Genomic DNA, 26,573 nt, shown 5'->3' on the forward strand with positions numbered 1-26,573 from the left:
TTCATGCACCGACCGTCACTCCATCGAGCCCGAGGCCGTAATATGGCGCAAGCCGATACACCTCGCATCACCTCCGTCCTGTTCATGTGCGGCATGAATTCGATCCGTTCCCCCATGGCGGCGGCGCTGGCCGGCCGCATCCTGCCGCGCGGAACCTACATCGCCTCGGCAGGCGTCAGGGCAGGCGAGCGCGATCCGTTCGTCGATGCCGTGCTCGAGGAACACGGGCTGGATCTCGGCGGCCATCGCCCGCATCTCTTCGAGGAGCTCGAGGACGGCTATTTCGACCTCGTCATCACCATGGCCCCGGAAGCCCATCACCTGGCGCTCGACACCATGGGCTCGACCTATTCCGACGTGGAATTCTGGCCGATGCCGGATCCCTCGCTCGCGACGGGAACGCGCGCCCAGATCCTCGACGCCTATCGCGACCTCTACAAGCGCATCGAAGCCCGCCTCAAGGACCGGTTCGGCCAGTAGACCTACCGGCTGGCATAGAGGCGGGACAGGACGATCGCCGCGCTCGTCGCGACGTTCAGGCTGTCGACCGACGGATCCATCGCGATCCGCAGCCCATCCATCCGCTCGAGAAGTTCGGCCGGCAGCCCGGTTCCCTCCGCCCCGACGAACAGGGCACAGGGACGTCCGCCACCAAGATCCTCGATCCGCATCGTGCCGCCCGGCGTCAGAGCGATCGGCCGGTAGCCGGCGGCGATGACGGCGGCAAGGATCTCGCCGGCGGTGCCGCCGCGGTGCCATCCCTGCGTCAGCACCGTTCCCACGGAGACCCGCAGGGCCTTTCGGTACAGCGGGTGGCAGGACGTCTCGTCCAGAAGCAGCCCGCCGACGCCGAAGGCGCGGGCGTTGCGGAAGAGTGCGCCGATATTGTCGTGGTTGGCGATGCCGATCGCGGCGAGGATCGGCGCGCCTTGCGCGAACGCGGCCGAAATCGCGGCCTCGCGCGTCGTCGCCCCGCCCGTGTCTTCGCCATGGGCAAGAACGCCGCGATGCATGGGAAAGCCCGCGACCGCGTCGACGATGTCGCGACCGGCGACATAGACCGGACAATCGTGCGGGAGCTTCGCGAGCCGTCCGGCAAGGCCGGCCAGACGGTTCTGCAGGACGAGAAGCGCCGTCGGACGAAACCTGCGGCTGAGCGCCAGCTGGTCGAGAACCACCGTGCCCTCCGCGATGAAACCGTTCCGGCCCGTGAGATCGCGCTCGCGAATATCGCGAAACACGGCGATGCGCGGATCGTCCGGGTCGTCGATCGGAACGAATCGGTGGGCCGGTTCGGGTGCTATTGCTGAAGCCATGGGCGCATCTAGCGCAACCGCGCGCGACCACCAAGCCCGCTCGCCTGCCGCCGATCGCGCGGCGAGGTCCGCGCCGCGACGGTCAGGCGCTCAGGGCCTCGGCATGCGGATCGAACCGGCGCAGGCGCGCGCGTTCGCCCGCACGTCCCGATCCGGAACCGGCCGTGGCATCGAGGAAGATGTCCGCGCATCGCTGCCAGGTGAAATCGCGCGCGCGGGCGACGGCATCGGTGCGCGAGAGCGTCAGCGCCCGTCGGCAGGCCTCGCCGAGATCGCCGGACGCGATTCCGGCGCGAGACGATCCGAGCACGTCGATCGGCCCCGGCTCGCTGTAGGAGGCGAACGGCGTACCGCAGGCGATCGCCTCCAGAAGCACGATCCCGAACGTATCGGTCTTGGAGGGGAAGACGAAGACATCGGCGGACGCGTAATAGCGGGCCAGCGCCTCGCCGGTCTGCAGTCCGGCGAAATGGGCATGGGGATAGCGCCGCATCAGATCGGCCATGATCGGCCCCTCGCCCACGACGAGCTTGGACCCTTCGAGGTCGAGATCCAGAAACGCCTCGATGTTCTTTTCCGGTGCAAGCCGCGACACGGTGAGATAGATCGGGCGCGGCAGATCGAGCGGCAGGGTGCGGCGCGGCCGGAAGACCGAGTGATCGACGCCGCGCGTCCAGGTCACGAGATTGCGGAAGCCGCGCGCTTCGAGCTGTTCCCGCATGGTCTCGGTCGGCACGAGGCAGGCGTCGCCGGCGCCGTGGAACCTGCGCAACCAGGCGTATGACCAGCGCTCCGGCACCGGGGCGCGGGCCCGGAGATATTCGGGGAAGCGCGTGTGGAAGCTCGTCGTGAAGGGCAGGCCTCGCTTCAGGCAGGCCCGCCGCATCGCGCTTCCGATCGGACCTTCGGTGGCGATATGGACATTGGTCGGCTCGAAACGGTCGATGCGCTGTTCGGCGGCCGCGGTCGTCGCCAGCGAAAGCCGGATATCGGGATAGGTCGGGCAGGGAAAGGTCCGGAAATCCTTCGGCGAAAGGACGTCGGTCGCGTGACCCGAACGAACGAGTTCCGCCATCAGGTGGGACAGGGTGCGAACCACGCCGTTAACCTGCGGTTCCCACGCATCGGTGGCAAACAGAAATCGTCCCATCATGCCGCCTCGTGCCGACGCCTGTCGGCCATCGACCGCGCCGCGGGCAGCCGATGGACCACCGTTTCGGCGTGCTCGTCGCGCAGCACGTCGGCCCACCGGATGAGTTCGAGCGTCCCGTCGAAATGCTCGCCGACGGCGGTGCAGCTTTCCACCCAGTCGCCGGTGTTGACGTATTCGACCCCGCGAAAGGTGGAGATTTCGGCGTGGTGGATGTGGCCGCAGATCACGCCCTCGCAACCCCGCCGCTTGGCCTCGAGCGCCAGCGCCTCCTCGAACGCGCCGATGAAGCTGACGGCGTTCTTCACCTTCAGCTTCGCCCAGGACGAAAACGACCAGTACGGAAAGCCGAGCCTGCGGCGGACCTTGTTGAAGACGAGATTGAGCGCGATCGCCGCGTCGTAGGCCCAGTCGCCGAGATAGGCCAGAAGCCGGGCGTTCCTGACGACGATATCGAACTCGTCGCCGTGCATGACGAGAAACTTCCGCCCGTCGGCGGTCGTGTGGACATCGTTGCGGCGCACCTCGACGCCGCCGAAATGCTGGCCGGGAAATTCGCGCAGGAATTCGTCGTGGTTTCCCGGAACGTAGACGATTCGGGCCCCCTTGCGTGCCTTGCGCAGCAGCTTCTGGACGACGTCGTTGTGGCTTTGCGGCCAGTGCCACATGCGCTTCAGGCGCCAGCCGTCGACGATGTCGCCGACGAGATAATAGGTCTCGGCGTCGTTGCGCTTCAGGAAGTCGAGGAACATGTCCGTCCTGGCCGCCTTGGATCCCAGGTGGAGATCGGAAACGAACAGGGTTCGAAATTGGCGAGGCTCGTTCGGTAGCGCCATGTCGCGTGTGACCTTCTTCGTACAACCGAGACACGCAACTCCTTCTGCCTGTTCGATTACAGCCGTGTGACGCATCGGCATGAAGGTGTGGAGGACAGGCAACAGGGGCCGGCGCAAGCGCTCGCCGCCACGCGTTCGGCCCGCTTCGCTCTCGCACGGGACGGTTGGCTTCGGCGCGGCCGGGCGCTATCTGTCGCGGGGCATGCAGCGAATGAAAGTGGAGCACGACATGGCCGACAGCACCGATACGGACCGCCTCGCGGAGAGCGATCTCGACAATCAGGCCCTGTTCTTCCACAAATATCCCAAGCCCGGCAAACTGGCGATCCAGGCGACCAAGCCGTTGGGCAACCAACGCGATCTCGCCCTCGCCTATTCCCCCGGCGTCGCCGCCCCCTGCCTGGAAATCGCCAAGGATCCGAGCAAGGCCGCCGACTATACGAGCCGCGCCAATCTCGTCGCCGTCATCTCGAACGGAACGGCCGTCCTCGGCCTCGGCGACATCGGACCCCTCGCCTCCAAGCCGGTGATGGAGGGCAAGGCCGTCCTGTTCAAGAAATTCGCCGACATCGACGTCTTCGACATCGAGATCGACGCCCGGGAGATCGACCATGTCTGCGACGTGATCGCGGCGCTCGAGCCGACCTTCGGCGGCATCAATCTGGAGGACATCAAGGCCCCGGAATGTTTCGAGATCGAGAGCCGGCTGCGCGCGCGCATGAAGATCCCGGTCTTCCACGACGACCAGCACGGCACGGCAATCATCGTCGCGGCCGCCGTGCGCAATGCGCTGATGCTGTCGAAGAAGGATCTCGCGGACGTCAAGATCGTCGCGTCCGGTGCCGGCGCCGCCTCGCTCGCCTGCCTCAACCTGCTCGTTTCCCTCGGCGCACGGCACGAGAACATCCTCGTCACCGACCGCGAGGGCGTGGTCTACGAGGGCCGCAACGAAAGCATGGATCCCTGGAAGGCCAGATATGCGCGCGAAACCGAGAAGCGCACGCTGGAAGACGCGATCGACGGGGCCGACATCTTTCTCGGTCTGTCGGCGGCTGGCGTCCTGAAGCCGGGGCTGCTCAAGACCATGGCGCGGGATCCGCTGATCCTGGCGCTCGCCAACCCGACGCCCGAAATCATGCCGGACCTTGCCCGTGAGGTGCGGCCGGACGCGATGATCTGCACCGGCCGGTCGGATTTCCCGAATCAGGTCAACAACGTCCTCTGCTTCCCCTTCATTTTCCGTGGCGCGCTCGACTGCGGCGCGACGCACATCACCGAAAAGATGAAGATGGCGGCCGTCGACGCGATCGCGGCGCTGGCGCGCGAAAACGTCAACGAAGTCGCCGCGAAGGCCTACGGGTCGGACACGCCGATCTTCGGCCCCGAATATCTGATCCCGACGCCGTTCGATCCGCGCCTCATCCTGAAGATCGCCCCAGCCGTCGCCAAAGCCGCCGCCGAGGAGGGTGTCGCCCTTCGGCCCATCGAGGACATGGGCCAATATCTCGAGACGCTGAACCGCTTCGTCTTCCGCTCCGGCCTCATCATGAAGCCGATCTTCAAGTCCACACAGGACACCAACCATCGCGTGATCTTTGCCGACGGCGAGGACGAGCGCGTCCTCAGGGCCGCCCAGGTCCTGCTGGAAGACCGGGTCTGCCAGCCCATCCTCATCGGACGCCCGTCCGTCATCGAGACCCGCCTCGAACGCTTCGGGCTGACGGCGAAGGCCGGCACCGATTTCCAGATCGTCGATCCGTCGGACGATCCGCGTTACCGAGACTATGTCGATGCCTATCTGGACAAGGTCGGACGCAAGGGCATCACGCCCGATTCGGCCCGCACCATCATGCGCACCAATTCGACGGTGATCGCCGCGATCGCGGTGACCCGCGGTGAGGCCGACGCGATGATCTGCGGCCTCGAAGGCCGCTTCCCGCACCATGTCCGCGATATCGGCCAGGTCATCGGTCTCGATCACGGCGTCAAGCGCTTCGCCGCGCTCAGCGTGCTGATCTCGCAAAGCGGCACCAAGTTCTTCGTCGATACCTACGTGCAGCGGCATCCGAGCGCCGAGGATATCGCCGAGATGACGATTTTGGCGGCCGACGAGATCAAGCGCTTCGGCATCGCGCCGAAGGCGGCGCTGGTCTCGCACTCCAATTTCGGCTCCGACGACACCGAGGATACGCGCAAGCTGCGCAAGGCGCTCGCCATCATCCGCAACGAACGGCCCGATCTGGAGATCGACGGGGAGATGCACGGGGACGCGGCCCTCAATCCGGCGGTTCGTGAACGCTCCATGCCGGCCTCCACCCTGACGGGCGAGGCCAATCTCCTGGTCTTCCCGACGCTGGACGCGGCCAACATCACGCTCAACGTCGTCAAGACGATGCTGGACGCGCTGCATGTCGGCCCGATCCTCTTGGGAACCAACTCGCCCGCGCATATCCTGACGCCGTCCGTCACCTCGCGCGGCGTCGTCAACATGGCCGCGATCGCCGCCGCCCAGGTGGTTCAGAACGAGCGCGGCGAAGACGCCGGCTGAACGCCGAAACCCGTGTCCGGTTACGCCGGCCGGACAGCGTCCGTGCGCTATCGGCCAGGCAGATCCCGCGCCCGGTCTTGCGCCGGCGCGCGGGGGAAATTCCGCAGGATCGGGGTCCCGGCTCCCGTGAAGTTTACGACATGTGTGCGTATTTACCGTGTCGCGCGCTTAGTCTTGCGTCCGGTTTCGTGTAGGGTACGAAGACCTTATTGCGCGGGACGGGGCAATCGGTCCCGCCTGCCCGCCTCTTTCGGATCGGCTCCGCCGGGCCTCTCTTATTCTATGGTGAACCATGGCCCTGGCCTTGACCTGCGTCCGTCTGATTCCCCGCCTGCTGCTTGCAGGCAGCGTCCTTGTGGCGGGCCTGGCCCCGATGACGCCGACGCCCGTGCGGGCGCAGTCGCTTCTGGAACAATTGTTCGGGCCTCCGACGGTGGAGCACCGCCGCAAGATCCGCCAGAGCGCACCGCGCAAGACCTACAAGCGCAAGGCCGTGCGCCAGAAAAGGTCCGCCAGACGGTCCGCCGCCCCGCGTTCGAGCCGGTCGGCGAGCCGCGGCGCGGGCGCCGCGCCCGCCGGATCGAGCTACACCTACCGGACCCTGTGCGTGCGCAAGGCCGACGGCTATTTCTTCCCGGTCAGCTTCTCGACGACGACGACCTATTTCGATCGCGATCTCGAAGCATGCGAGGCGCGTTGCCCGGGAACCGAGGTCGACCTGTATTTCCACCGCGTGCTTCGCGAAGAGGCCGAGCAGATGGTGAGCCATACGACCGGCAAGGACTATACCGATCTCGCGACCGCCTTCGCCTACAAGACCGAAGGCGTCGATGCGGTCGCGGCGAAGGCGTGCGAATTGAAGCCGGAGCCCGCCCCGGGCATGCGGATTGCCGAGGATCTCGGCGATCTGCCCTTCGTCTCGCCGATCCCCATTCCGGTCGGACGCCCCGATCTGGAATCGATCCTCGTCAGCGAACTTCGGGACGGCGATCAGGCGCTGGCCGAGGTCTCGGGACGCCCGAAGCCTATCCGCCAAGTCGGGCCACGGTTCTTTCCCGACCAATGAGCGGCAGCAGGCCGGCCAGTTCCGGGCCGTGATCGAGACCGGTCAGGGCCAGGCGAAGCGGCATGAACAAGGACCTGCCCTTGCGTCCGGTCCTGTCCTTCAGAATGCCCGTCCAGGTCTTCCACGTGGTGGAATCGAGGTCACCCTGCGGCAGCGCATCGCGCGCGGCCGCGAGAAACGCCCGGTCCTCCTCGTTGCCTTCCACCGCGCCGACGCCGTCGCCATAGACGATATCGCGCCAGACGGCGGCATCGCGCACCCGTGCGCAGTTGGCCTTCACCGCTTCCCAGAACGCTTCGGCGTCCTCCTGTGGCACGCCCAGTTCGAAGAGCCGGTCTCGCGCGGCCTCGAACGCCATCGAATGCACCAGTTCCTCGTTCAGCCGGTCGAGTTCGGCGGGATCGAACTTCGAGGCCGACGCCGACACCTCGTCGAGGACGACCCGCGCGGCCAGCGCGTCGAGATCCGCCACCGCCTCGATCGCCCCCGACATGCCGACAAGGGTCGCAAGCGAGGCGACCGCCATGGGCTCGTAACCGTCTTCGGCCAGTTGCCGGATCGACAGGGCCCCGGTCCGCTTGGACAGCCCCTCCCCGCCGATCGTCGTGATCAGGTTGTGGTGGCCGAAACGCGGCACGGCGAGCCCGAGCGCCTCGAAGATCGGGATCTGGACCCCCGTATTCGTCACGTGATCGTCGCCGCGGATGACGTCGCTGATGCCGAGATCCCCATCGTCGACGATCGACGGCAGGGTGTAGAGATAGCTCCCGTCCCCGCGGATCAGCACCGGATCGGAAAGCGAGGCGAGATCCACCGTCTGGGGTCCGCGAACGAGATCGTGCCAATGGATCTCGGTCCGCCGGGTGACGGCGGGATCGCCGTCATGGTTCGGCAGGAGAAAGCGCCAGTGAGGGGTGCGTCCTTCCGCCTCCAGCGCCTGCTTCTCGTCGTCCGAAAGGCGCAGCGCCTCGCGTCCGTAGATCGGAGGCAGACCGCGGGCGGCCAGCCGCTTGCGCTTGCGGTCGAGTTCGTCCGCGCTCTCGTAGCAGGGATAGAGCAGGCCGAGGCGCTTCAGGCGCGCCGTCGCGGCATCGTAGAGGTGCGTGCGCTCGGACTGGCGCACCACGCGGTCCGTCTCGATCCCGATCCATGCCAGGTCGGTCTCGATCCGATCGGCGAACTGGCGCGTCGAGCGCTCCCGGTCGGTATCGTCGAACCGGAGCACGAACGCACCGCCGCAATTCCTGGCGTAGAGGAAATTGAACAGGGCGGTGCGCAGATTGCCGATATGGATGTAACCGGTCGGGGACGGCGCGAAGCGGAGCGTTGGGGTCATGGCGTCGGCGATTACAGAATTCGGCGATTTGGCGCAATCGCGCGCGCTCCAGCATTGTCGAAAGCCGGTCGGCGAGCAGATAGGGGGACACCCCTCGTCGGAGCCCATTCATGATCGACCTGAACTATGTCACGCAATTCGTCAGGAACCGGATCGAACTGAAGGTCGTGATCGCGATCCTCGTCGCCGCCTTCGGCGTCTGGGTGTTCGTGATCGTCGCGGGAGAGGTCCTGGAGGGCGACACGCAGGGGCTCGACCAGGACATCCTCCTGTTGCTGCGCAGCGCCAGCGATCCGAACGATCCGCTGGGGCCGCCATGGGTCGAGGTTCTGGGTCGGGACATGACGGCGCTCGGCGGAACCGGCATCCTGATCATGGTGACGGCGTTTTCCGCTCTCTATCTCTCCATGCTGGGCAAGGGCCGCACCGCGCTCATCGTGCTTGCGGCGATCGCATCGGGCTTTGCCATGAGCCAGCTCCTGAAATGGGGCTTCTCGCGCCCGCGCCCCGATCTCGTTCCGCACGGCACGTTCGCCTATACGGCCAGCTTTCCGAGCGGGCATGCGATGATGTCGGCGGTGACCTATCTCACCCTCGCTATCCTGACGTCCCGTGTCGAGCCGAAACCGCGCGTGCGGATCTTTCTCGTGACCTGCGCCGTCATCCTGACGCTTCTCGTCGGCATCAGCCGGGTCTATCTCGCCGTGCACTGGCCGACCGACGTTCTGGCGGGGTGGACGATCGGATCGGCCTGGGCGATCGGCTGGTGGTTCGTCGCCCGCTGGCTGACGGGCCCGGCGGTGATCCATGCGGAACCGTCCGACCACGCACGGGAACGGTCCCGTCCGCCATCCTGAGCGCGGGCGGTCCACGCGCTTTCCCAGTGCGAAGCGAGCGTGCCGAAGAGAACCGATTCGCGGGCGCTGGGTGCCGGTGCGCGATCGCCCGCATCGTTCACGGTCGGGATCGGCTCGCCCTCACGGCTCGCGCACCATTCGAGCGTGCGCACGCGGTCGAAAACCTGTGCGCAACGGCGCTCCGCGAAAGGGGCGATTTCGCCCTTTCCACGTGCATTGCAGCGCCATTCCGGCATCTCGACCCGCGATGCCGTGGCGAAATGCCGTACCCCGATCGACGTGGCGGCGGATCGTGAAACTTCGCGCTTGCAACCGGGCAGTTGCTATGGAATGCATCATCCCACGAACATGCCTTGAAAACTTTCAAGGTCGCCATGACCGAGCGCGGCGTTCCTGACAGAACGAGCAAGCCGCCGTTCGAAACGATCAGCACGCTTCAAGAAGACGGGCGCGAATGGAATATTTTCTTCAGCAATTGATCAATGGGGTCACCCTTGGTTCGATCTACGGTTTGATCGCCATCGGGTACACCATGGTCTACGGCATCATCGGCATGATCAACTTCGCCCACGGCGAGATCTTCATGATCGGAGCGTTCATCGCGCTCACCACCTTCCTCGCGCTCGCAGCGATCGGGGTCACCTTCCTGCCGCTGGTTCTCCTGATCATCCTCGCGGTCGCGATGCTGTTCACCGCCATCTGGGGATGGACGATCGAGCGCGTCGCCTACCGTCCCTTGCGCGGCTCCTTCCGCCTGGCGCCGCTGATCACCGCGATCGGCATGTCGATCTTCCTGCAGAACTTCGTCCAGGTCACCCAGGGCGCGCGCGTCAAGCCTCTGCCGCCGCAGATCACCGGCGGCATCACGCTGATGGACGGGCCCGGCGGCATCGTCGTGCAGATCTCCTACATGCAGCTCATCATCATCGCCATGACGGTCGCCCTGATGATCGGGTTCTCGCTGCTCATCTCCAAGACCTCCCTCGGCCGCCAGCAGCGCGCCTGCGAGCAGGACCGCAAGATGGCTTCGCTCCTCGGCGTCAACGTCGACCGCACGATCTCGCTGACCTTCGTCATGGGCGCGTCGCTCGCCGCCGTCGCCGGCACCATGTATCTTCTCTATTACGGCGTGATCGACTTCTACATCGGCTTCATCGCCGGGGTGAAGGCGTTCACCGCGGCCGTTCTCGGCGGCATCGGATCGCTTCCCGGCGCGATGCTCGGCGGCCTTGCGATCGGCCTCATCGAAACCTTCTGGTCCGGCTATTTCTCGGTCGAGTACAAGGACGTCGCCGCCTTCTCGATTCTCGCCATCGTCCTGATCTTCATGCCGTCCGGCCTGCTTGGGCGTCCGGAAGTCGAGAAGGTCTGATAAGGATGGCAACGACGACCCCACCCACCGCCTCGAACCGTCCCGAGGGCGCCGAACTCGAGAGCGAAGCGCGCCGCGACGCAATGCGGGGCGAGCCGCCCTTCACCGAGACGCCGGCCGAGGATTCGCGCCTCGTGCGCTCGCTGAAGGAGGCCGGCATCACGGCGACGCTCGTCGGGGCGCTGACGATCTTCTTCTTCGTCTTCCGCACCGACATCGCCACCGGCGGCCTGGATCTCACCTTGCGGCCGGGTCTCTGGTTCGCATGGATCGGCGTCGCCTTCGTCGGCCGGTTCCTTCTGTCCTTCTTCATCTTCCGCGCGTCCTCGCCGATCACGAGCTATTTCAAGCGCCCCGCGACGGGTCGCAAACCCCTGCCCATCGGCAAGGTCTTTGGCATCGTGATGCTGCTCGTGGCGATCTTCCTGCCGTTCCTGCTCGACCAGTTCCTGCCGCGCCAGAACCGCTATCTCCTCGACCTGGCGATCCTCATCCTCACCTATGTCATGCTCGGATGGGGGCTCAACATCGTCGTCGGCCTCGCCGGCCTCCTCGATCTGGGCTATGTCGCCTTCTATGCCGTCGGCGCCTATTCCTTCGCGCTGCTGTCGACGAATTTCGGCCTCGGCTTCTGGGTCTGCTTGCCGATGGCCGGTCTCTTCGCAGCGCTCTGGGGCGTGATGCTCGGCTTTCCCGTGCTCCGGCTTCGCGGCGACTATCTGGCGATCGTGACGCTGGCCTTCGGCGAGATCATCCGCGTCGTGCTGCTCAACTGGTACGAATTCACCGGCGGTCCGAACGGCCTGCTCGGCATTCCGAAGCCGACGCTCTTCGGCCTCGAATTCAATCGTGGCGAGGGCGGCTTCGCCGACTATTTCGGCCTCGAATACAGCCCCGTCCAGCGCTTCGTCTTCCTCTACTACATCATTCTGGCGCTGGCGCTGTTCACCAATTTCGTCACCATGCGGATGCGCAAGCTGCCCGTGGGCCGAGCCTGGGAAGCGTTGCGCGAGGACGAGATCGCCTGCCGCGCGCTCGGAATCAACACGGTCAACGTCAAGCTGACGGCCTTTGCGACCGGCGCGATGTTCGGCGGGTTCGCAGGCTCGTTCTTCGCGACGCGCCAGGGCTTCATCTCGCCCGAGAGCTTCACCTTCATCGAATCGGCGATCATCCTCGCGATCGTGGTCCTGGGGGGCCTCGGCTCGCAGCTCGGCGTCGTCATCGCCTCCGTGGTGATGATCGGCGGCATCGAGCTCCTGCGGAACCTCACGATCCTCGAGGCGGTGTTCGGCGCGGGCTTCGACCCGACCCAGTACCGCATGCTGATCTTCGGTCTCGCCATGGTCGCGATCATGGTCTGGAAGCCGAGAGGCCTCATTTCGACCCGTGTTCCATCCGTGTTCTACAAGGAAAAGAAGAAGATCGGCGCAGACCTCGTCAGCCAGGGCGAGGGCCACTGATCATGTCGAACCCCATGCCAGACACACATATGACGCCCGCATCCCATGCCCGCTGGACCGAGGATCCGGTCCTGTCGGTCGAGCACCTCACCATGCGGTTCGGCGGCCTCGTTGCGATCGACGACCTGTCCTTCACGGTCGGACGCGGCGACATCACCGCGCTCATCGGCCCGAACGGCGCCGGCAAGACGACGGTCTTCAACTGCGTCACCGGCTTCTACCAGCCGACCGAAGGCCGCATCGTCCTCAGGCGGGGCACAAAGCCCAGCGATGAGACGATCCGCGACCTGACCCTGTCGGGCCGGCAGTACAGCCGCGACGGCGAGAACGGCGTCTTCCTCCTCGAGCGGATGAACGATTTTCGCATCACGGCGAAGGCCGGCGTTGCGCGAACCTTCCAGAACATCCGTCTGTTCGGCGGCATGACGGTGCTGGAGAATCTTCTCGTCGCCCAGCACAACCATCTGATGCGGGCGTCGGGCTATACGGTCGGCGGTCTTTTCGGCCTGCCCGGCTACACGAAGGCCGCGCGCCTTGCCAAGGAGAAGGCGATCGCCTGGCTCGATCGCATCATGCTGCTCGACCGGGCCGACGATCCGGCCGCCGATCTGTCCTATGGCGACCAGCGCCGGCTGGAAATCGCGCGCGCCATGTGCACAAATCCCCGGCTCCTGTGCCTCGACGAGCCGGCCGCGGGCCTCAACCCGCGCGAATCGGCCGAACTGAACGATCTGCTTCGCTCGATCCGCGATCTGGACGGCGTTTCGATCCTGCTCATCGAGCACGATATGGGCGTCGTGATGGAAATCTCCGACCACATCATCGTTCTCGACTACGGCAAGAAGATCGCCGACGGGGGTCCACGCGCCGTGCGCGAGGATCCCAAGGTGATCGCAGCCTATCTCGGCGTCGACGACGAGGAGGTGGCGGAGGTCGAGGAAGATCTCAACCGAAACGATTCCCAGCCAGCGGCGAACGAGACGCTTGCCGACGGAGGCCGGACATGAGCGCCGCAATCCATGCCAGCGACAGCCGCGAACTGATGCTTCAGATCCGCGGCGTCGAGACGTTCTACGGCAAGATCCAGGCCCTGCGCGGCGTCGATGTCGACGTCTATGCCGGCGAGATCGTCACCCTGATCGGCGCCAACGGCGCCGGCAAGTCGACGCTTATGATGACGATCTGCGGCTCGCCGCAGGCGCGCAACGGGCAGATCATCTATCGCGGCGACGACATCACCCGGTTGCCCACGCACGACATCATGTCCCGCTCCATCGCCCAGTCGCCGGAGGGGCGGCGCATCTTCTCGCGCATGACGGTGATGGAAAACCTGCAGATGGGCGCGATCCTCGAGGATCCGAAGCATTTCCAGTCGGACCTCGACAAGATGTTCGAGCTGTTTCCGCGCCTCAAGGAGCGCCGCAACCAGCGTGGCGGAACCCTGTCGGGCGGCGAACAGCAGATGCTCGCCATTGGCCGGGCGCTGATGAGCCGGCCGAAGCTCCTGCTTCTGGACGAGCCCTCGCTCGGGCTGGCGCCACTCATCGTCAAGCAGATCTTCAACGCCATCGGCGAACTCAATCGCAAGGAGGGCCTGACCGTCTTCCTCGTCGAGCAGAACGCGTTCAACGCGCTGCGCCTCGCCCATCGCGGCTACGTGATGGTCAACGGCTCGATCACCATGACCGGCACCGGCAAGGAACTCCTGTCGCGTGAAGAGGTTCGCAGCGCCTATCTCGAGGGAGGAGCCCACTGATGGAAGCGGAAATGGGTCTGCTCTGGGAAGTCTCGGCCGTCGAATTCGTCTTCGTCACCGTCGTCCTCGGCGGTGGCGGCGCCTATGCGATCGGCCGTTCGACCGCGCTCGGCTGGAGTGGCTGGGGGCTGATGGCCTTCTACGTCTTTCTCCTGACGCTGGCGGTCCGGTTCATTCACTTCAGCCTGTTCGACGGCACGTTCTTCCTGCCGTTCGAGACCCTTTGGACGGCGGTCTATTACGCCCTCATCGACTATGTGGTCCTGTTCGCGATCGCGGCCCTGGGGCGAACCTTCGTCCGCAACCGTCAGATGGCGCGACAGTATGGATTTCTGAACGCAAGTTGAATGGGCGCACGTGTCAGAAGAAATCGCCTCATTATTCACCAAAGTAGAAAAAAGCGGCGGAACGACTAGCCAAAGCCGGTCCGACCGTCTTTAATCTGCGGCAGGATGGACCCCCATTCCTGACACTTCCCCGGTTCGGGGCAACATCAACATCACATTCGACAGGGAGATTTCATGAGAAACGCACTTCTAGCCAGCGCCGCTCTCGGTCTCGTCCTCACGGGCGCAGCCAAAGCCGACATCACCATCGGCGTCGCAGGGCCGATGACCGGCCAGTATGCAAGCTTCGGCGAGCAGCTCCGTGTCGGCGCCGAACAGGCGGTCGCGGACATCAACGAAGCCGGCGGCGTCAACGGCGAAATGCTTCAGCTCTCCATCGGCGACGACGCCTGCGATCCCAAGCAGGCCGTGGCGGTCGCCAACAACTTCGCATCGGAAGGCGTCCCCTTCGTTGCGGGCCATTTCTGCTCGGGCTCCTCGATCCCCGCATCCCAGGTTTATGCCGACGAGCAGATCATCGAGATCTCGCCCGCTTCGACGAACCCGGATTACACCGACCAGCGCCCGGGCGACGGCATCTACCGCGTCTGCGGCCGTGACGACCAGCAGGGCGAAGTCGCCGGCGCCTACATCGCCGAGAACTTCCCGGACGCCAAGGTCGCGATCATCAACGACAAGACCGCCTACGGCAAAGGTCTCGCCGACCAGACGCAGAAGTACTACGAGGAAGCCGGCAAGACGCCCGCTCTCGTCGAGGCCTACACGGCCGGCGAAAAGGACTACACCTCGCTCGTCACCAAGATGAAGCAGGCCGGCATCGGCCTCGTCTACATCGGCGGCTATCACACCGAAGCCGGCCTGATGGCGCGCCAGATGCGCGAGCAGGGCATGGACACGGTCATCATGTCGGGCGACGCGCTCGTCACCGACGAATACTGGGCGATCACCGGCGATGCCGGTCAGGGCACCCTGATGACCTTCTCCCCGGACCCGCGCAACAACCCGGCGGCCAAGCCGATCGTGGAGAAGCTCGAAGCCGAGGGCAAGACGACCGAAGGCTACGTGCTTTACACCTACGCCGCGATCCAGGCCTGGGCGGAAGCGGCGAAAGCTGCCGGCTCCACCGAATATGACGCCGTCGTCACCGCCCTCAATGACGGCGAATTCTCGACGGTCATCGGCGACCTGGAGTTCGACGACAAGGGCGACGTGACGCTTCCGGGCTACGTGATGTACGACTGGCAGGACGGCAAATATGCCGAACTCGACTCGGCGGAAAGCACGGACGCCGCAGCGCCCGCAGACGCCGCAGCCCCGGCGGAAGGCACTGCCGAGGACGCTCCGGCCAACTAGAGCGTGATGCCGAAAAGTTGCATGACTTTTCGGACAACATCATGCGGAAAAACAAATACTGAGAGCGAAATGTCGATTCAGACTTATCGCATTTCGCTCTAAGACACGCCCGGCGGCGCTTCGGCGCCCGTCGGATCACGGACGGACCCCGGTGCCTGGCGCCGGGGTCTTTTTTGTCCGGCGCCCAGGGCCTGACTTTCGAAGGCCGGTGTCAATGCACCCCGCGCGCGGGTCGACACTCTTGCCTCATCTCGGAAGCGGGGGAAAATCCCGTGCTTCCCGGACGCCTGCGGCGCGAGCGACAGCCAGACAGCCCGTCCGGTCTCAAACGTCTCCCGCTGCGCTACCGACCGATCCCGGGTGGCACGCACATCCCTTCCCCACAAATGAAAACGCCCGAAGCTCGAAGGCTCCGGGCGCGGGTTTACGGGTTGCGGGCGACGACCGTCACTCTTCGAGCGACTTGACGATCTTCTCGACCATGTCCTTCGCATCGCCGAACAGCATCATCGTCTTGTCCTTGTAGAACAGGCTGTTGTCGATCCCGGCATAGCCCGAGCTCAGCGAGCGCTTGAGAAAGAGGCAGGTCGCCGCATCGTCCACATTGGCGATCGGCATGCCGTAGATCGGCGAGGCCTTGTCGTCGCGCGCCGACGGGTTGGTCACGTCATTGGCGCCGATGACGAAGGCGACGTCGGTCTGCTTGAACTCGGAGTTGACGTCCTCCAGTTCGAAGACGTCGTCATAGGGAACGTTCGCCTCGGCAAGAAGAACGTTCATGTGGCCCGGCATGCGGCCCGCGACCGGATGGATCGCATATTTCACCGTGACGCCCGACTTCTTCAGCACCGATACCATTTCGCTCAGCACGTGCTGCGCCTGGGCCACCGCCATGCCGTAGCCCGGCACGATGATGACCTGGTTGGCGTTCTTCATCAGGTAGGCCGCATCTTCCGCCGAGCCCTGCTTGACGGTGCGATCGCCCAGATCGTCGGCGGTCGGGCTCGAGCTTTCGCCGCCGAACCCGCCGAGAATGACCGAGATGAACGAGCGGTTCATGCCCTTGCACATGATGTAGGACAGGATCGCGCCGGACGAACCGACGAGCGCGCCGGTGATGATCAGCGCAAGGTTCTGCAGGGTGAAGCCGATGCCGGCGGCAGCCCAGCCCGAATAGGAGTTCAACATCGAGACGACGACCGGCATGTCGGCGCCGCCGATCGGCACGATGAGCAGGACGCCGAGCGCGAGCGAGGCGACGACGATGAGCCAGAACGCCAGATGGCTTTCGGTGACGGCGAACACGATCACGAAGACGACGACCGCGACGCCGAGGCCGATATTGATCCAGTGCCGCATCGGCAGCACGATCGGCTTGCCGCTCATGCGGCCGTCGAGCTTGGCGAAGGCGATGATCGAGCCCGTGAAGGTGATCGCGCCGATGGCGACGCCGACCGACATTTCGACGAGCGCCTGGATCTCGATCGAACCGACATTTCCGATGTTGAAGGCGGCCGGCGAGTAGAGCGCGCCCGCCGCGACCATGACGGCGGCAAGACCGACGAGCGAGTGGAAGGCCGCGACGAGCTGCGGCATGTCCGTCATCGGGATCTTCCTGGCGATCACCGCGCCGATCACGGCACCGATCGCAAGGCCCAGCACGATCAGCACGAGAGAGCCGAACGAAGGCACGGCGTAGATCAGCGTGGTGAGGATCGCGATCCCCATGCCGATCATGCCCGTATAATTGCCCCTGCGACTGGTCGAGGGATGGGAAAGGCCGCGCAGGGCGAGGATGAAGAGAACCCCGGAGACGAGATAGGCGAATGTTGCGAAACTATGAGCCATCTACCGTCCCCCTCAATTCTTCTTCTTGTACATGCTGAGCATGCGCTGGGTGACGAGAAAGCCGCCGAAGATGTTCACTGAGGCAAGAACGAGACCGATGAAGCCGAAGATGGTCGCCGCCCACGAGGTCGACAATGCGATCGCGAGGATGGCGCCGACGACGATGACCGAGGAGATCGCGTTCGTCACGCTCATCAGCGGCGTGTGCAGCGCCGAAGTGACCGACCAGACGACGTAATAGCCGACGAAGCAGGCCATCACGAAGATTGCGAGGTAGTAGACGAAGGGCGCGCCCGACGTCGCGGCATGGCCGGCGGCTTCCAGCGCATGGCTCTGAGCGATCATCTGCTCGACGCCCGTGCGCGCCTCGCCGATCGAAAGCCCGGCCTCGTCCAGCTTCTGGAGCGTGTTCTGAACTGTTTCGTTTTCCATCAGGCGTCCGCCTCGCGCGTTGGTTCGTCGCCCTGCGGCGCGCTGTTGGTGTCGACAAGGGAGGCGCCGCCGAACTTCTCGTGCACGACGCGGCCGTCACGGGTCAGGAGCGTCGCCTTGACCAGCGGGTCCTCGAAATCGACCTTCAGGCTCGGTGTCCCGCCGTCCTTGTCGATCATGGTTTCGAGAAACGAGGACAGGTTCTTGGCGTAGAGCAGCGAGGCGCTGGCCGCGATGCGGCCCGAGACGTTGCGATAGCCGACGATCCTGGCCGGGCCCGCCTCGACGATCTCACCCGGCCTGGAGCCTTCCACATTGCCGCCGCGTTCGACGGCGAGATCCACCAGGATCGAGCCTGGCTTCATCGCATCGATCATCGCCTTCGACACCAGCTTGGGCGCGGGACGGCCTGGAATGAGCGCCGTGGTGATCACGACGTCCTGGCCGGCAATGTGCTCGGCGACGAGCTCGGCCTGCTGCTTCTGGTAATCCTGGCTCATCTCGGTGGCATAGCCGCCCGAATCCTGGGCCTTGCGGAACTCGTCGTTCTCGACGGCGACGAACTTGGCGCCGAGCGATTCGACCTGTTCCTTCGTGTCGGGTCGGACATCGGTCGCGGACACCCGCGCGCCGAGGCGCTTGGCGGTCGCGATCGCCTGAAGACCCGCGACGCCCGCCCCCATGACGAAGACCTTCGCGGCCGGCACGGTGCCGGCGGCCGTCATCATCATCGGGAAGGCGCGGTCGAATTCGTGGGAGGCGTCGATGACGGCCTGGTAGCCGGCGAGGTTTGCCTGGGAGGACAGGACGTCCATCACCTGCGCTCGGGTGATGCGCGGCATCAGCTCCATGGCAAACGCCATGATGCCCGCATCGGCGAGATCCTTCAAGGCATCTTCGTTGCCGTACGGGTCCATGAGGGCGAGAACCACCGCGTCCCGCTTGTAGCCGGCGGCCTCCTCCTTCGTCGGGCGCGCGACCTTCAGCACCGCGTCGGCATCCTTGCCGCTGCCCGAATCGCCGATCGACGCACCGGCCGCCTCGTAGGCCTGGTCGGTGATCTTCGAGCGCGTTCCGGCGTTCGTCTCGACCACCACCTCCGCACCCAAGCCCTTGAGCTTCTTGACCGTGTCGGGCGATGCGGCGACCCGCGGCTCCCCGTCATGCTCGCGCGGTATGAAGATTCTCATCCGTCGCTTCTCCTCCCAGAATGCTCGGGTTAGGGCGGAACCGCGCCCCTCGATGGCGCGGCGGCACCGACCGTTATTTGGCGATGAAGTAGGCGACGGCCAGCACGATGAGGAACGTTGCGAGACCGCCGAGGACGCCGCCACTGCCCACGAGACTGACGACCATGCCGCAGAGGATCGCGACCACGACGATCGTTCCCCATTTGAACATGCTCAGGAAGCCGGAATAGGTTCGTTCATGCTCCGCATAGTCCATGTCCGCTGAGCTCTTGAGGTCGTAACTTGGGTCGCCTGCCATCTCACTGCCTTTCGTGATGAGGTTTCCCTCGGACATACACGAAATATTTCAGCGCTTGCAACGATGCGCGCGGCGAAGCGCACGCTTTGCGTGGCGAAAACCGAAAGGGCCGGCGCACGGCCAGCCCTCTTGTTCGTTTCTTTTCGTCGTCGGAAAGGTGTCTCAGGCGACCTTGCGATCCTCGTGACGGCCCTCCTCGACCTCCTCGATGATCTTGGCGATGAACGCCGGCAGATCGTCCGGATTGCGCGAGGTGATCAGCGCCTCGTGGACGACGACCTCCTTGTCGACCCAGTTGGCCCCGGCATTTTTCAGGTCCGTCTTGATCGACTTGAACGAGGTCACGTCTCGGCCACGCACCACGTCGGCTTCGATGAGGAGCCACGGCGCATGACAGATCGCGGCGAGCGGCTTTTTGGAATTGAAGAATTCCCGGACGAAGGAAACGACCTTCGGATCGGCACGCAGCACGTCCGGATTGATCTGTCCGCCGGGAAGCACCAGCGCGTCGTAATCGGTGACCCGCACCTCGGACAATTGCTTGTCGACCGCAATCTCCTTGTCCCAGTGATCCTGGTCCCAGCCACGGATCGAACCGCTCTTGGTGGAGATCACATGCACCTGGGCGCCGGCCTCTTTCAACTTGGCGAGCGGTTCGGTGAGTTCCACCTGCTCGAAACCGTCCGTTGCGAGAATGGCGATCTTTGCTGCGGAAATCTTCGTCATGGTTTTATCCTGTCCGTTCCATTGATAGGGCGGTCGAAAACCCGGTCGCAGAGCGCCAAGACCACGCCCGGTTTCCGGACGCGCGAGGCCACGGTCGCAGACCTGCGGGTCTGCGGAGAAATCGTTCGATTTCAAAGCGATGGAGTTCAACCCGCCCTTCTTATCGTTCCCTCCCACAACCGGCGAAACGGGCTGATGTTCCATCGGACCGCGTGCCGTGCACGACAATCGCGTGCGGCGCCTGGAAAATGCCGGAACGCACGAGCTTGCACGCCGGCTGGCCGCGGCGCGTGTGCCCGGCCCGGCGACCGACCCTGGCGTTTTCCCCGAGGCTTTCCCATCTAGCGTGACAAGAGCCGACGGGACGTTCCGAACCCGTTCACCCAAAACGGCCGCGCAAGTCCAGCCAAGCTTAGACGAGCCATGACAGATTTTTCCCCACGCGAAATCGTATCCGAACTCGACCGTCACATCATCGGACAGAAGGATGCAAAGCGCGCCGTCGCGGTCGCCCTGCGCAATCGCTGGCGCCGTCAACAGCTCGAGCCGGGCCTTCGCGAAGAAGTCATGCCGAAGAACATTCTCATGATCGGCCCCACGGGCGTCGGCAAGACGGAGATCTCGCGCCGGCTGGCCAAGCTTGCGGGCGCGCCCTTCATCAAGATCGAGGCGACCAAGTTCACCGAGGTCGGCTATGTCGGCCGCGACGTCGAGCAGATCATCCGCGATCTCGTCGAGATCGGTATCGGGCTCGTTCGCGAGAAGAAGCGCGAGGAAGTGAAGGCGAGAGCCCATCAGGGGGCCGAGGACCGCGTTCTGGAAGCCCTGGTCGGGAAGACCGCCTCGCCGGCGACGAAGGATTCCTTCCGCAAGAAGCTGCGTTCGGGCGAACTCGACGACAAGGAGATCGACATCGAGATCGCCGATACGTCGGGTCCGCTCGGCGGAATGGACATTCCTGGCATGCCCGGCGCGAATATCGGCGTCCTCAACCTCTCGGAGATGTTCGGGAAGGCGATGAACCGCACCAAGCAGCGGCGCACGAGCGTGCGGGCCTCCTACGATCTGCTGATCGGGGAGGAGTCCGACAAGCTGCTCGACCAGGAGCAACTGGTTCGCGAAGCGATCGAGGCGGTCGAGAACAACGGCATCGTCTTTCTCGACGAGATCGACAAGGTCGCCAACAAGGACGGCCATTCGGCGGGCGTGTCCCGCGAGGGCGTGCAGCGCGATCTTTTGCCGCTCGTCGAGGGCACGACGGTCGCGACCAAGCACGGACCGGTCAAGACGGATCATATCCTGTTCATCGCCTCCGGCGCGTTCCACGTGTCGAAGCCGTCTGATCTCCTGCCCGAACTCCAGGGCCGCCTGCCGATCCGCGTCGAGCTGAAGGCGCTCACGCGGGAGGATTTCCGGCGCATCCTCACCGAGACGGAGGCCTGTCTCATCAAGCAGTACATCGCCCTGATGAAGACGGAGAACGTCCATCTGGAGATCACCGAGGACGCGATCGACGCGCTCGCCGACACGGCGGTCAAGCTCAACGGTTCGGTCGAAAACATCGGCGCACGCCGGCTGCAGACCGTGATGGAACGGGTTCTCGACGACATCTCGTTCGAGGCGCCGGACAAGGGCGGCGAGACCTACAGGATCGACGCCGACTATGTGCACAAGGCGCTCGACGAGATCGCCGGCGATACCGACCTGTCGCGGTTCATTCTGTAACAGGCGACGGGAGAACACCCGCCCCGCCCACATCCGGACGTCGTCTTCGCTCCATTTCCCGGCTATCATGCAAGATCGATGGCCGGGACGGGAACGAGGACGGGGTTTGGCGCGACAGATTGCGATCAAGGCGACGGGACGGGCGGGCCGCAAGGGACGCCACGCGATCGAACGGCAGTTCTGGCTGGTGCGCGGGCTGGTGGCGCTCGCGATCGCCGTGCTCGCCCTTCTGGCGATCCTGGGCGCCGGACGGTTCGCCGGACAGGCGGCGCGCTCCACCGTCGTGCAGAACGCCGTCGAGACGCTCAACGTCCAGGCGGCGGTTCTCGACGGCATACTCGACAAGCATCGCCTGCTGCCGCCGCTCCTGGCGGGAACCGACCAGATCAGGTCGATCCTGTCGCCGCCCGGCGCCCCGCTGATCGATATCAGCCGGCGCGACGCGCTGTTGGCCGTCGGCCGGATCGCGGCGATGTCCGGTGCGCTCGACGTCGCCCTGTTCTCCCCCGGCGGCGAGATCATCGCGTCGGCGCGAGACCTGTTTCCGTCGGTCAGCCGGCCCTTGCAGTCCGCTCTGGAAACCGCGCGGCAGAGCCGGCTCGGCCGCCAGAGCCTCTTTCTCGGCAATGGTCAGCACGCTTATGCCTTCGTCTCCATCGTCCGGCGCGAGCGGGCGATCCTCGGCTATATCGCGGTCCTTGTCGGTTTCGAGAGCGTCGAAGCCACATGGACGCTTTCGACCGATCCGATCTTCGTCACCGACAGCCAGGAGCGCGTTCTCCTGACCAATCGTCCGGAATGGGGCCTTGAGACGCTTCTCGACGTCGAGCGCACGAGCGCCGGCCATCTGAAGCGCGTGGATCGCCCGGAGACGACCTATCTCGACCTCGCCCGCGACATGCCGCTTCTGGACTGGCGCATTCACGTCCTCGTCGACAGGAGCCCGATCGCCGCGGCCCGCACCTTTGCCGAAATCACCGCCGCCTTCGTCGTCCTGCTGCTCGGGGCGATCGCCGCCCTTGCCCTGCGACGGCACGAGCAGGTGATCCTGAAGGAGAGACGCGACCGGGCGATCGCGCTCGGTCTGGAGCGCGTCGTACGCGAGCGTACCCGCGCGCTGAGCCTGGCGAACGCGCAGTTGACCGGCGAGATCGAGGAACGCCGGCAAGCCGAAAGGAAGCTGCGCACGACGCAGAACGAGCTGGTCCAGACGGCGAAGCTCGCCGGCCTTGGCCAGATGGCGGCGGCGCTCGGCCACGAGTTCAACCAGCCGATCGCATCGATCCGCACCTATGCGGACAATGCCGCCCGCCTGATCGCCACGGAACGGGTCGACAGGGTTCCGCACAATCTGACGCGGATCGCCGCCATGACGGACCGCATGGCCGAGATATCGAAGACGCTGCTCGCCTTTTCGCGAAAGCCCGGCACGACGGCGAGCCCGACCTGCCTCGGGCCGGTTCTCGACGAAGCGATGATCCTCGTGCGACCGCGCCTTCGCAAGGCCGGCGTCACCCTGACGATCGATCCCGCCCTTCGGGACCTTGCGGTTCTGGGCGGCAAGATCAGGCTCAGCCAGGTGTTCGTGAACCTGTTCAACAATGCCGCCGATGCCATGGCCCACCGCACGTTCGGCACGATCGAGGCGGTGCTTGCGAAAGCTCCCGCCACGGGCGGCGTCGAGATCGAGATCCGCGACGACGGGCCGGGCATTCCCAAGGATCTCAAGGACAGCGTGTTCGATCCGTTCGTGACGACGAAGCCGAGCGGCGAAGGCATCGGCATCGGCCTGTCCATCGTTTCCAACATCCTCGCCGATTTCGGCGGTTCGATCCGCCTCGTCGAAAGCGGATCTTCGGGGACCGTGTTCGCGATCCGGTTGCAAAACATCGATACCCGGACCATTGCCGCAGCATGAAGATCGTCGATAACAGACCCATGACCGAACCCGGCCCCGCGATCGTCCATCTGGTCGACGACGACGAGGATCTGCGCGACGCCCTCGCGCAAGGGCTCGAACTGGAAGGATTGGCCGTCCGCACCTATCCGGACGGCACGGCGCTGCTCTCGCAGCTTCGCCACGACGCCTACGCCGTCGTCGTCAGCGATATCCGCATGCAGGGGCTCGACGGGCTGGAACTCCTGAAACGGGCGCTCGCGATCGACCCGACCACGCCCGTCATCCTCATCACCGGGCATGGCGACGTGCAGATGGCCGTCGACGCCATGCGGATGGGCGCCTACGATTTCATCGAGAAGCCGTTTGCGGTCTCTCGCCTTCATACCGTCGTCGAACGGGCCATCGAGAAGCGCCGGCTGGTCCTGGAGAACCGCCTTCTGCGCTCGACGCTCGAAGAAGGCGGAAGCGAACTCGCCGCCCGGCTGGTCGGCCGCACGCCCGCGATCGAACGGCTGCGCCAGCAGATCCTCGCGCTCGCCGATACGGACGTCGACGTTCTGATTCTCGGCGAGACCGGCGCCGGCAAGGAAGTCGTCGCCAGGGCGCTGCACGATTTCGGTGGCCGCGCCGCCCGCAATTTCGTCGCGATCAACTGTGCCGCCCTGCCCGCCGACATCATCGAATCCGAGCTGTTCGGCCACGAGGCGGGCGCCTTCACCGGCGCGCAGAAGCAGCGCATTGGCAAGCTCGAACATGCCGATGGCGGCACGATCTTTCTCGACGAGATCGAATCCATGCCCCTCGACCTGCAGGCCAAGCTCTTGCGGGCGATCGAGACGCGGGTGATCGAGCGGCTGGGCTCCAACAAGCCCATTCCCCTCGACGTGCGCTTCGTGGCGGCCACGAAGACCGATCTCGGCAAGGCCGGGGAAAGCGGCCGGTTCCGCTCCGATCTCTATTATCGCCTCAACGTCATCACCCTGTCGATCCCGCCCCTGCGCGAGCGGCAGGAGGATATCCCGCTTCTGTTCTTCCATCTGGCACGCGAGGCGCGGGCACGGTTCCGGCGCGAGATCCCCGCCCTCGACAGGTCCCTCGAGTTCCAGCTCGTCAGCCGCCGCTGGCCCGGCAATGTGCGCGAGCTGCGCAACTATGCCGACCGGTTCGTGCTGGGCATGTGGTCGGGTTTCGACGAGACCGCAAGCCAGGGCGCCACGGCCGCGCCGCCCGCCGGGACCGGGTCGCTGGCCGACCGGATGGCGGCTTATGAGAAGTTCCTCATCGAAGCCGAGCTGGCCCGCTGCAGGGGCGCGCTGAAACCGACCTACGAGGCGCTGCAGATCTCCCGCAAAGGGCTTTACGACAAGATCAAGCGTCTCGGCATCGAGGCCGGCGACAATCTGGAAGAGCGCTTCGAGGACTGACGCCGGACGTGCGCGAGGCTTTGGCGTCCTCGGCCTGCCTTCGGCGGGTATCAGGCGACACATGCCCGTGGCCAGGATGGGTACCCGACGACACATATCCGGCCCCGGCCGGACGACGCCTCAGCCGCGCATCTTTTTGTCCATTGATTTCAGTGTCTTGCGTTCAAATCCAAAAGCGATCTGCGTCTGGCACGCCATTTGCAAGGGATGCCTCATCGCGATGAGGGGAGGCATTGCGAGGCTGCCGAGCGCTGGTGCGCACGGCGGACGGCGGCCGGCCCGCCCGGCTTCGGCCATCCCCGATATCCGTGGTCTTCGATCTGTCGCGCCATCCGGCGTGCATGGCAAACATCAGTTTTGACCGGGCCGAGCGCCCTGTCGTGGAGGAAACACGCATGAAAAACCTGCTTCTCGGCACCATTTCGCTTCTTGCCGTCGCGCTCGCCGCGACGCATGCCAGCGCTCAGGACGATCCCTGCGGCGAAGGCGAGACCGTGATCAAGTTCAGCCATGTGGTGGCCGCGACCGGTCACCCGAAAGGCGAAGCCGCCGAGCTTCTCGCCAAGCGGATCAACGAGGAGATGGACGGCAAGGCCTGCATGCAGGTGTTCGCGAACTCCACTCTCTACGACGACGACAAGGTGATGGAATCGCTGCTCCTGGGCGATGTCCAGCTCGCCGCGCCTTCGCTTTCCAAGTTCGAGGCCTACACCAAGAAGCTCCGCCTCTACGATCTGCCGTTCCTGTTCCCGACGCTGGAAGACGCCAACAACTATCTGGCGTCCGACAATGCGAAGGAGCTTCTCTCGGCGCTCGACGCGGAAGGCTATACCGGCCTTGGCTACATCACGTCCGGCCTGAAGCAGTTCTCCGCCAACAAGCCGCTGGAATTGCCCGAGGACGCGGCGGGCCTGAAGTTCCGCGTGCAGACGTCCGACGTCGCGGTCGCGATGATCGAGGCGCTCGAAGCCTCCGCCCAGAAGCTCGCCTTCAAGGAAGTCTACGGCGCGCTGCAGCAGGGCGTCGTCGACGGCCAGGAGAACACCTGGTGCAACACCTACACCCAGAAGTTCTTCGAAGTGCAGGACGGCATCACCGAAACCAACCACCAGCTTCTCGCCTATGCCGTCATCTCCAGCCAGGATTTCCTGGACGGCCTCGATGAGGATGTCCGCGAGCAGTTCCTGACGATCGTCAACGAGACGCTGGCCGAGGCCAACGACAATGTCGCCACCCAGGAAGCCGAATGCCGCAAGGCGATGGCCGATGCCGGCGCGACCATCCGCCAGCTTACCGACGAGCAGCGCGAAGCGTGGGTCTCGACCATGAAACCGGTCTGGAGCCAGTTCGAGGGCGATATCGGCACCGACGTGATCGACGCGGCCGTGGCGATGAACGGCACGGGCACCGAGGCGGCTGCCGCGGGCGATGCGGCAGCGGCAGCACCCGAAGCCGCCAACTGACGGAACGCCTTCGGCATGTCCTCGACGGCATGCCGAAGGTCCGGCCCCTCTTCGTGCGAACGGGTCGGGACGAAGCCGTCCGATCGACCCGATCGGACGGCCTGAACGCCTTGCGGGGCTGCCGGCGGCCCCTTGCGTGCCGCCGGCTAATTCGTCGGAAATCCGTT

The 26,573-nt window shown here is 65.0% G+C and carries 24 protein-coding genes; 15 read left to right on the forward strand and 9 right to left on the reverse strand.

Features of this window, described 5'->3' with window-relative positions; all coding sequences use genetic code 11:
• The first annotated feature begins 42 nt into the window (after positions 1-42).
• Positions 43-480 carry an arsenate-mycothiol transferase ArsC gene (locus U0C82_RS12365; RefSeq protein WP_322187472.1) on the forward strand — a complete coding sequence of 146 codons (438 nt, stop codon included), beginning with the start codon at positions 43-45 and terminating at the stop codon, positions 478-480.
• A gap of 2 nt (positions 481-482) precedes the next feature.
• Here the strand turns inward: U0C82_RS12365 and U0C82_RS12370 are convergent, their stop codons facing one another.
• From U0C82_RS12370 to U0C82_RS12380, 3 genes are all read right to left on the reverse strand, one after another.
• Positions 483-1,316: a TrmH family RNA methyltransferase gene (locus tag U0C82_RS12370; RefSeq protein ID WP_322187473.1), complete on the reverse strand. Its 834-nt coding sequence runs from the start codon at positions 1,314-1,316 to the stop codon at positions 483-485.
• 82 nt (positions 1,317-1,398) lie between these two features.
• Entirely contained in the window at positions 1,399-2,466 is a 1,068-nt protein-coding gene (locus tag U0C82_RS12375; RefSeq protein ID WP_416186686.1) for a glycosyltransferase family 4 protein, read from the reverse strand.
• Positions 2,466-3,302 (reverse strand): UDP-2,3-diacylglucosamine diphosphatase, encoded by an 837-nt coding sequence (locus tag U0C82_RS12380; RefSeq protein WP_322187475.1) that lies wholly within the window; start codon positions 3,300-3,302, stop codon positions 2,466-2,468. The genes U0C82_RS12375 and U0C82_RS12380 overlap by 1 nt, the downstream gene beginning before the upstream one ends.
• A 229-nt stretch (positions 3,303-3,531) precedes the next feature.
• Here U0C82_RS12380 and U0C82_RS12385 point away from each other — a divergent pair, with 229 nt between their 5' ends.
• Both U0C82_RS12385 and U0C82_RS12390 read left to right on the forward strand, forming a co-directional pair.
• Positions 3,532-5,850 (forward strand): NADP-dependent malic enzyme, encoded by a 2,319-nt coding sequence (locus U0C82_RS12385; protein WP_322187476.1) that lies wholly within the window; start codon positions 3,532-3,534, stop codon positions 5,848-5,850.
• A 292-nt stretch (positions 5,851-6,142) separates the two neighbouring features.
• Complete coding sequence (locus U0C82_RS12390; protein ID WP_322187477.1) at positions 6,143-6,916, forward strand: DUF2865 domain-containing protein; 774 nt, start codon at positions 6,143-6,145, stop codon at positions 6,914-6,916.
• Here the strand turns inward: U0C82_RS12390 and gltX are convergent.
• Positions 6,876-8,252, reverse strand: coding sequence for a glutamate--tRNA ligase (gene gltX, locus U0C82_RS12395; RefSeq protein ID WP_322187478.1), 1,377 nt, complete (start codon positions 8,250-8,252; stop codon positions 6,876-6,878). The genes U0C82_RS12390 and gltX overlap by 41 nt on opposite strands.
• Before the next feature lie 110 nt (positions 8,253-8,362).
• Between gltX and U0C82_RS12400 the strand changes: the two genes are divergently transcribed.
• From U0C82_RS12400 to U0C82_RS12435, 8 genes are all read left to right on the forward strand, one after another.
• On the forward strand, positions 8,363-9,109 hold the full coding sequence (locus U0C82_RS12400) for a phosphatase PAP2 family protein (RefSeq protein ID WP_322187479.1): 747 nt from the start codon (positions 8,363-8,365) through the stop codon (positions 9,107-9,109).
• A 353-nt stretch (positions 9,110-9,462) separates the two neighbouring features.
• The gene (locus U0C82_RS12405) at positions 9,463-9,588 is read left to right on the forward strand and encodes a hypothetical protein (protein ID WP_322187480.1); all 126 of its coding nucleotides are present in this window, start codon (positions 9,463-9,465) and stop codon (positions 9,586-9,588) included.
• Entirely contained in the window at positions 9,564-10,481 is a 918-nt protein-coding gene (locus U0C82_RS12410; protein WP_322187481.1) for an ABC transporter permease subunit, read from the forward strand. Before U0C82_RS12405 ends, U0C82_RS12410 begins: the two co-directional genes overlap by 25 nt.
• Before the next feature lie 5 nt (positions 10,482-10,486).
• Positions 10,487-11,944, forward strand: coding sequence for a high-affinity branched-chain amino acid ABC transporter permease LivM (livM, locus tag U0C82_RS12415; RefSeq protein WP_322187482.1), 1,458 nt, complete (start codon positions 10,487-10,489; stop codon positions 11,942-11,944).
• 14 nt (positions 11,945-11,958) lie between these two features.
• Positions 11,959-12,951, forward strand: coding sequence for an ABC transporter ATP-binding protein (locus U0C82_RS12420; RefSeq protein ID WP_322187483.1), 993 nt, complete (start codon positions 11,959-11,961; stop codon positions 12,949-12,951).
• The gene (locus U0C82_RS12425; RefSeq protein WP_322187484.1) at positions 12,948-13,700 is read left to right on the forward strand and encodes an ABC transporter ATP-binding protein; all 753 of its coding nucleotides are present in this window, start codon (positions 12,948-12,950) and stop codon (positions 13,698-13,700) included. The genes U0C82_RS12420 and U0C82_RS12425 overlap by 4 nt, the downstream gene beginning before the upstream one ends.
• The gene (locus tag U0C82_RS12430) at positions 13,700-14,047 is read left to right on the forward strand and encodes a DUF6867 family protein (RefSeq protein ID WP_322187485.1); all 348 of its coding nucleotides are present in this window, start codon (positions 13,700-13,702) and stop codon (positions 14,045-14,047) included. The genes U0C82_RS12425 and U0C82_RS12430 overlap by 1 nt, the downstream gene beginning before the upstream one ends.
• Positions 14,048-14,221: 174 nt before the next feature.
• Entirely contained in the window at positions 14,222-15,400 is a 1,179-nt protein-coding gene (locus U0C82_RS12435) for a branched-chain amino acid ABC transporter substrate-binding protein (protein ID WP_322187486.1), read from the forward strand.
• 447 nt (positions 15,401-15,847) lie between these two features.
• On the opposite strand, the gene U0C82_RS12440 is transcribed toward U0C82_RS12435, so the two are convergent.
• From U0C82_RS12440 to U0C82_RS12460, 5 genes are all read right to left on the reverse strand, one after another.
• Entirely contained in the window at positions 15,848-17,248 is a 1,401-nt protein-coding gene (locus tag U0C82_RS12440) for an NAD(P)(+) transhydrogenase (Re/Si-specific) subunit beta (RefSeq protein ID WP_322187487.1), read from the reverse strand.
• 12 nt (positions 17,249-17,260) lie between these two features.
• The gene (locus U0C82_RS12445; RefSeq protein WP_322187488.1) at positions 17,261-17,680 is read right to left on the reverse strand and encodes a proton-translocating transhydrogenase family protein; all 420 of its coding nucleotides are present in this window, start codon (positions 17,678-17,680) and stop codon (positions 17,261-17,263) included.
• Positions 17,680-18,870: a Re/Si-specific NAD(P)(+) transhydrogenase subunit alpha gene (locus U0C82_RS12450; RefSeq protein WP_322187489.1), complete on the reverse strand. Its 1,191-nt coding sequence runs from the start codon at positions 18,868-18,870 to the stop codon at positions 17,680-17,682. Before U0C82_RS12450 ends, U0C82_RS12445 begins: the two co-directional genes overlap by 1 nt.
• 73 nt (positions 18,871-18,943) lie before the next feature.
• Positions 18,944-19,168: an aa3-type cytochrome c oxidase subunit IV gene (locus U0C82_RS12455; protein ID WP_322187490.1), complete on the reverse strand. Its 225-nt coding sequence runs from the start codon at positions 19,166-19,168 to the stop codon at positions 18,944-18,946.
• Positions 19,169-19,330: 162 nt separating this feature from the next.
• Complete coding sequence (locus U0C82_RS12460; RefSeq protein WP_322187491.1) at positions 19,331-19,894, reverse strand: type 1 glutamine amidotransferase domain-containing protein; 564 nt, start codon at positions 19,892-19,894, stop codon at positions 19,331-19,333.
• 423 nt (positions 19,895-20,317) lie between these two features.
• Here U0C82_RS12460 and hslU point away from each other — a divergent pair, with 423 nt between their 5' ends.
• From hslU to U0C82_RS12480, 4 genes are all read left to right on the forward strand, one after another.
• The gene (hslU, locus tag U0C82_RS12465; RefSeq protein WP_322187492.1) at positions 20,318-21,619 is read left to right on the forward strand and encodes an ATP-dependent protease ATPase subunit HslU; all 1,302 of its coding nucleotides are present in this window, start codon (positions 20,318-20,320) and stop codon (positions 21,617-21,619) included.
• A gap of 106 nt (positions 21,620-21,725) precedes the next feature.
• Positions 21,726-23,537: a sensor histidine kinase gene (locus U0C82_RS12470; RefSeq protein ID WP_322187493.1), complete on the forward strand. Its 1,812-nt coding sequence runs from the start codon at positions 21,726-21,728 to the stop codon at positions 23,535-23,537.
• A gap of 20 nt (positions 23,538-23,557) precedes the next feature.
• Positions 23,558-24,943, forward strand: coding sequence for a sigma-54-dependent transcriptional regulator (locus U0C82_RS12475; RefSeq protein ID WP_322187494.1), 1,386 nt, complete (start codon positions 23,558-23,560; stop codon positions 24,941-24,943).
• 395 nt (positions 24,944-25,338) lie between these two features.
• Positions 25,339-26,406 (forward strand): DctP family TRAP transporter solute-binding subunit, encoded by a 1,068-nt coding sequence (locus U0C82_RS12480; protein WP_322187495.1) that lies wholly within the window; start codon positions 25,339-25,341, stop codon positions 26,404-26,406.
• Positions 26,407-26,573 lie beyond the last annotated feature (167 nt).

Source organism: Fulvimarina uroteuthidis (genome assembly GCF_034321785.1).
GTDB lineage: Bacteria > Pseudomonadota > Alphaproteobacteria > Rhizobiales > Rhizobiaceae > Fulvimarina > Fulvimarina uroteuthidis.

Coding starts and splice junctions, on each gene's coding strand:
- U0C82_RS12425 (WP_322187484.1), top strand. CDS start 12,948: ATGAGCGCCGCAATCCATGCCAGCGACAGCCGCGAACTGATGCTTCAG.
- gltX (WP_322187478.1), bottom strand. CDS start 8,252: ATGACCCCAACGCTCCGCTTCGCGCCGTCCCCGACCGGTTACATCCAT.
- U0C82_RS12385 (WP_322187476.1), top strand. CDS start 3,532: ATGGCCGACAGCACCGATACGGACCGCCTCGCGGAGAGCGATCTCGAC.
- U0C82_RS12440 (WP_322187487.1), bottom strand. CDS start 17,248: ATGGCTCATAGTTTCGCAACATTCGCCTATCTCGTCTCCGGGGTTCTC.
- U0C82_RS12450 (WP_322187489.1), bottom strand. CDS start 18,870: ATGAGAATCTTCATACCGCGCGAGCATGACGGGGAGCCGCGGGTCGCC.
- U0C82_RS12375 (WP_416186686.1), bottom strand. CDS start 2,466: ATGGGACGATTTCTGTTTGCCACCGATGCGTGGGAACCGCAGGTTAAC.
- U0C82_RS12390 (WP_322187477.1), top strand. CDS start 6,143: ATGGCCCTGGCCTTGACCTGCGTCCGTCTGATTCCCCGCCTGCTGCTT.
- U0C82_RS12410 (WP_322187481.1), top strand. CDS start 9,564: ATGGAATATTTTCTTCAGCAATTGATCAATGGGGTCACCCTTGGTTCG.
- hslU (WP_322187492.1), top strand. CDS start 20,318: ATGACAGATTTTTCCCCACGCGAAATCGTATCCGAACTCGACCGTCAC.
- livM (WP_322187482.1), top strand. CDS start 10,487: ATGGCAACGACGACCCCACCCACCGCCTCGAACCGTCCCGAGGGCGCC.
- U0C82_RS12460 (WP_322187491.1), bottom strand. CDS start 19,894: ATGACGAAGATTTCCGCAGCAAAGATCGCCATTCTCGCAACGGACGGT.
- U0C82_RS12480 (WP_322187495.1), top strand. CDS start 25,339: ATGAAAAACCTGCTTCTCGGCACCATTTCGCTTCTTGCCGTCGCGCTC.
- U0C82_RS12430 (WP_322187485.1), top strand. CDS start 13,700: ATGGAAGCGGAAATGGGTCTGCTCTGGGAAGTCTCGGCCGTCGAATTC.
- U0C82_RS12400 (WP_322187479.1), top strand. CDS start 8,363: ATGATCGACCTGAACTATGTCACGCAATTCGTCAGGAACCGGATCGAA.
- U0C82_RS12365 (WP_322187472.1), top strand. CDS start 43: ATGGCGCAAGCCGATACACCTCGCATCACCTCCGTCCTGTTCATGTGC.
- U0C82_RS12435 (WP_322187486.1), top strand. CDS start 14,222: ATGAGAAACGCACTTCTAGCCAGCGCCGCTCTCGGTCTCGTCCTCACG.
- U0C82_RS12370 (WP_322187473.1), bottom strand. CDS start 1,316: ATGGCTTCAGCAATAGCACCCGAACCGGCCCACCGATTCGTTCCGATC.
- U0C82_RS12475 (WP_322187494.1), top strand. CDS start 23,558: ATGACCGAACCCGGCCCCGCGATCGTCCATCTGGTCGACGACGACGAG.
- U0C82_RS12380 (WP_322187475.1), bottom strand. CDS start 3,302: ATGGCGCTACCGAACGAGCCTCGCCAATTTCGAACCCTGTTCGTTTCC.
- U0C82_RS12455 (WP_322187490.1), bottom strand. CDS start 19,168: ATGGCAGGCGACCCAAGTTACGACCTCAAGAGCTCAGCGGACATGGAC.
- U0C82_RS12445 (WP_322187488.1), bottom strand. CDS start 17,680: ATGGAAAACGAAACAGTTCAGAACACGCTCCAGAAGCTGGACGAGGCC.
- U0C82_RS12420 (WP_322187483.1), top strand. CDS start 11,959: ATGCCAGACACACATATGACGCCCGCATCCCATGCCCGCTGGACCGAG.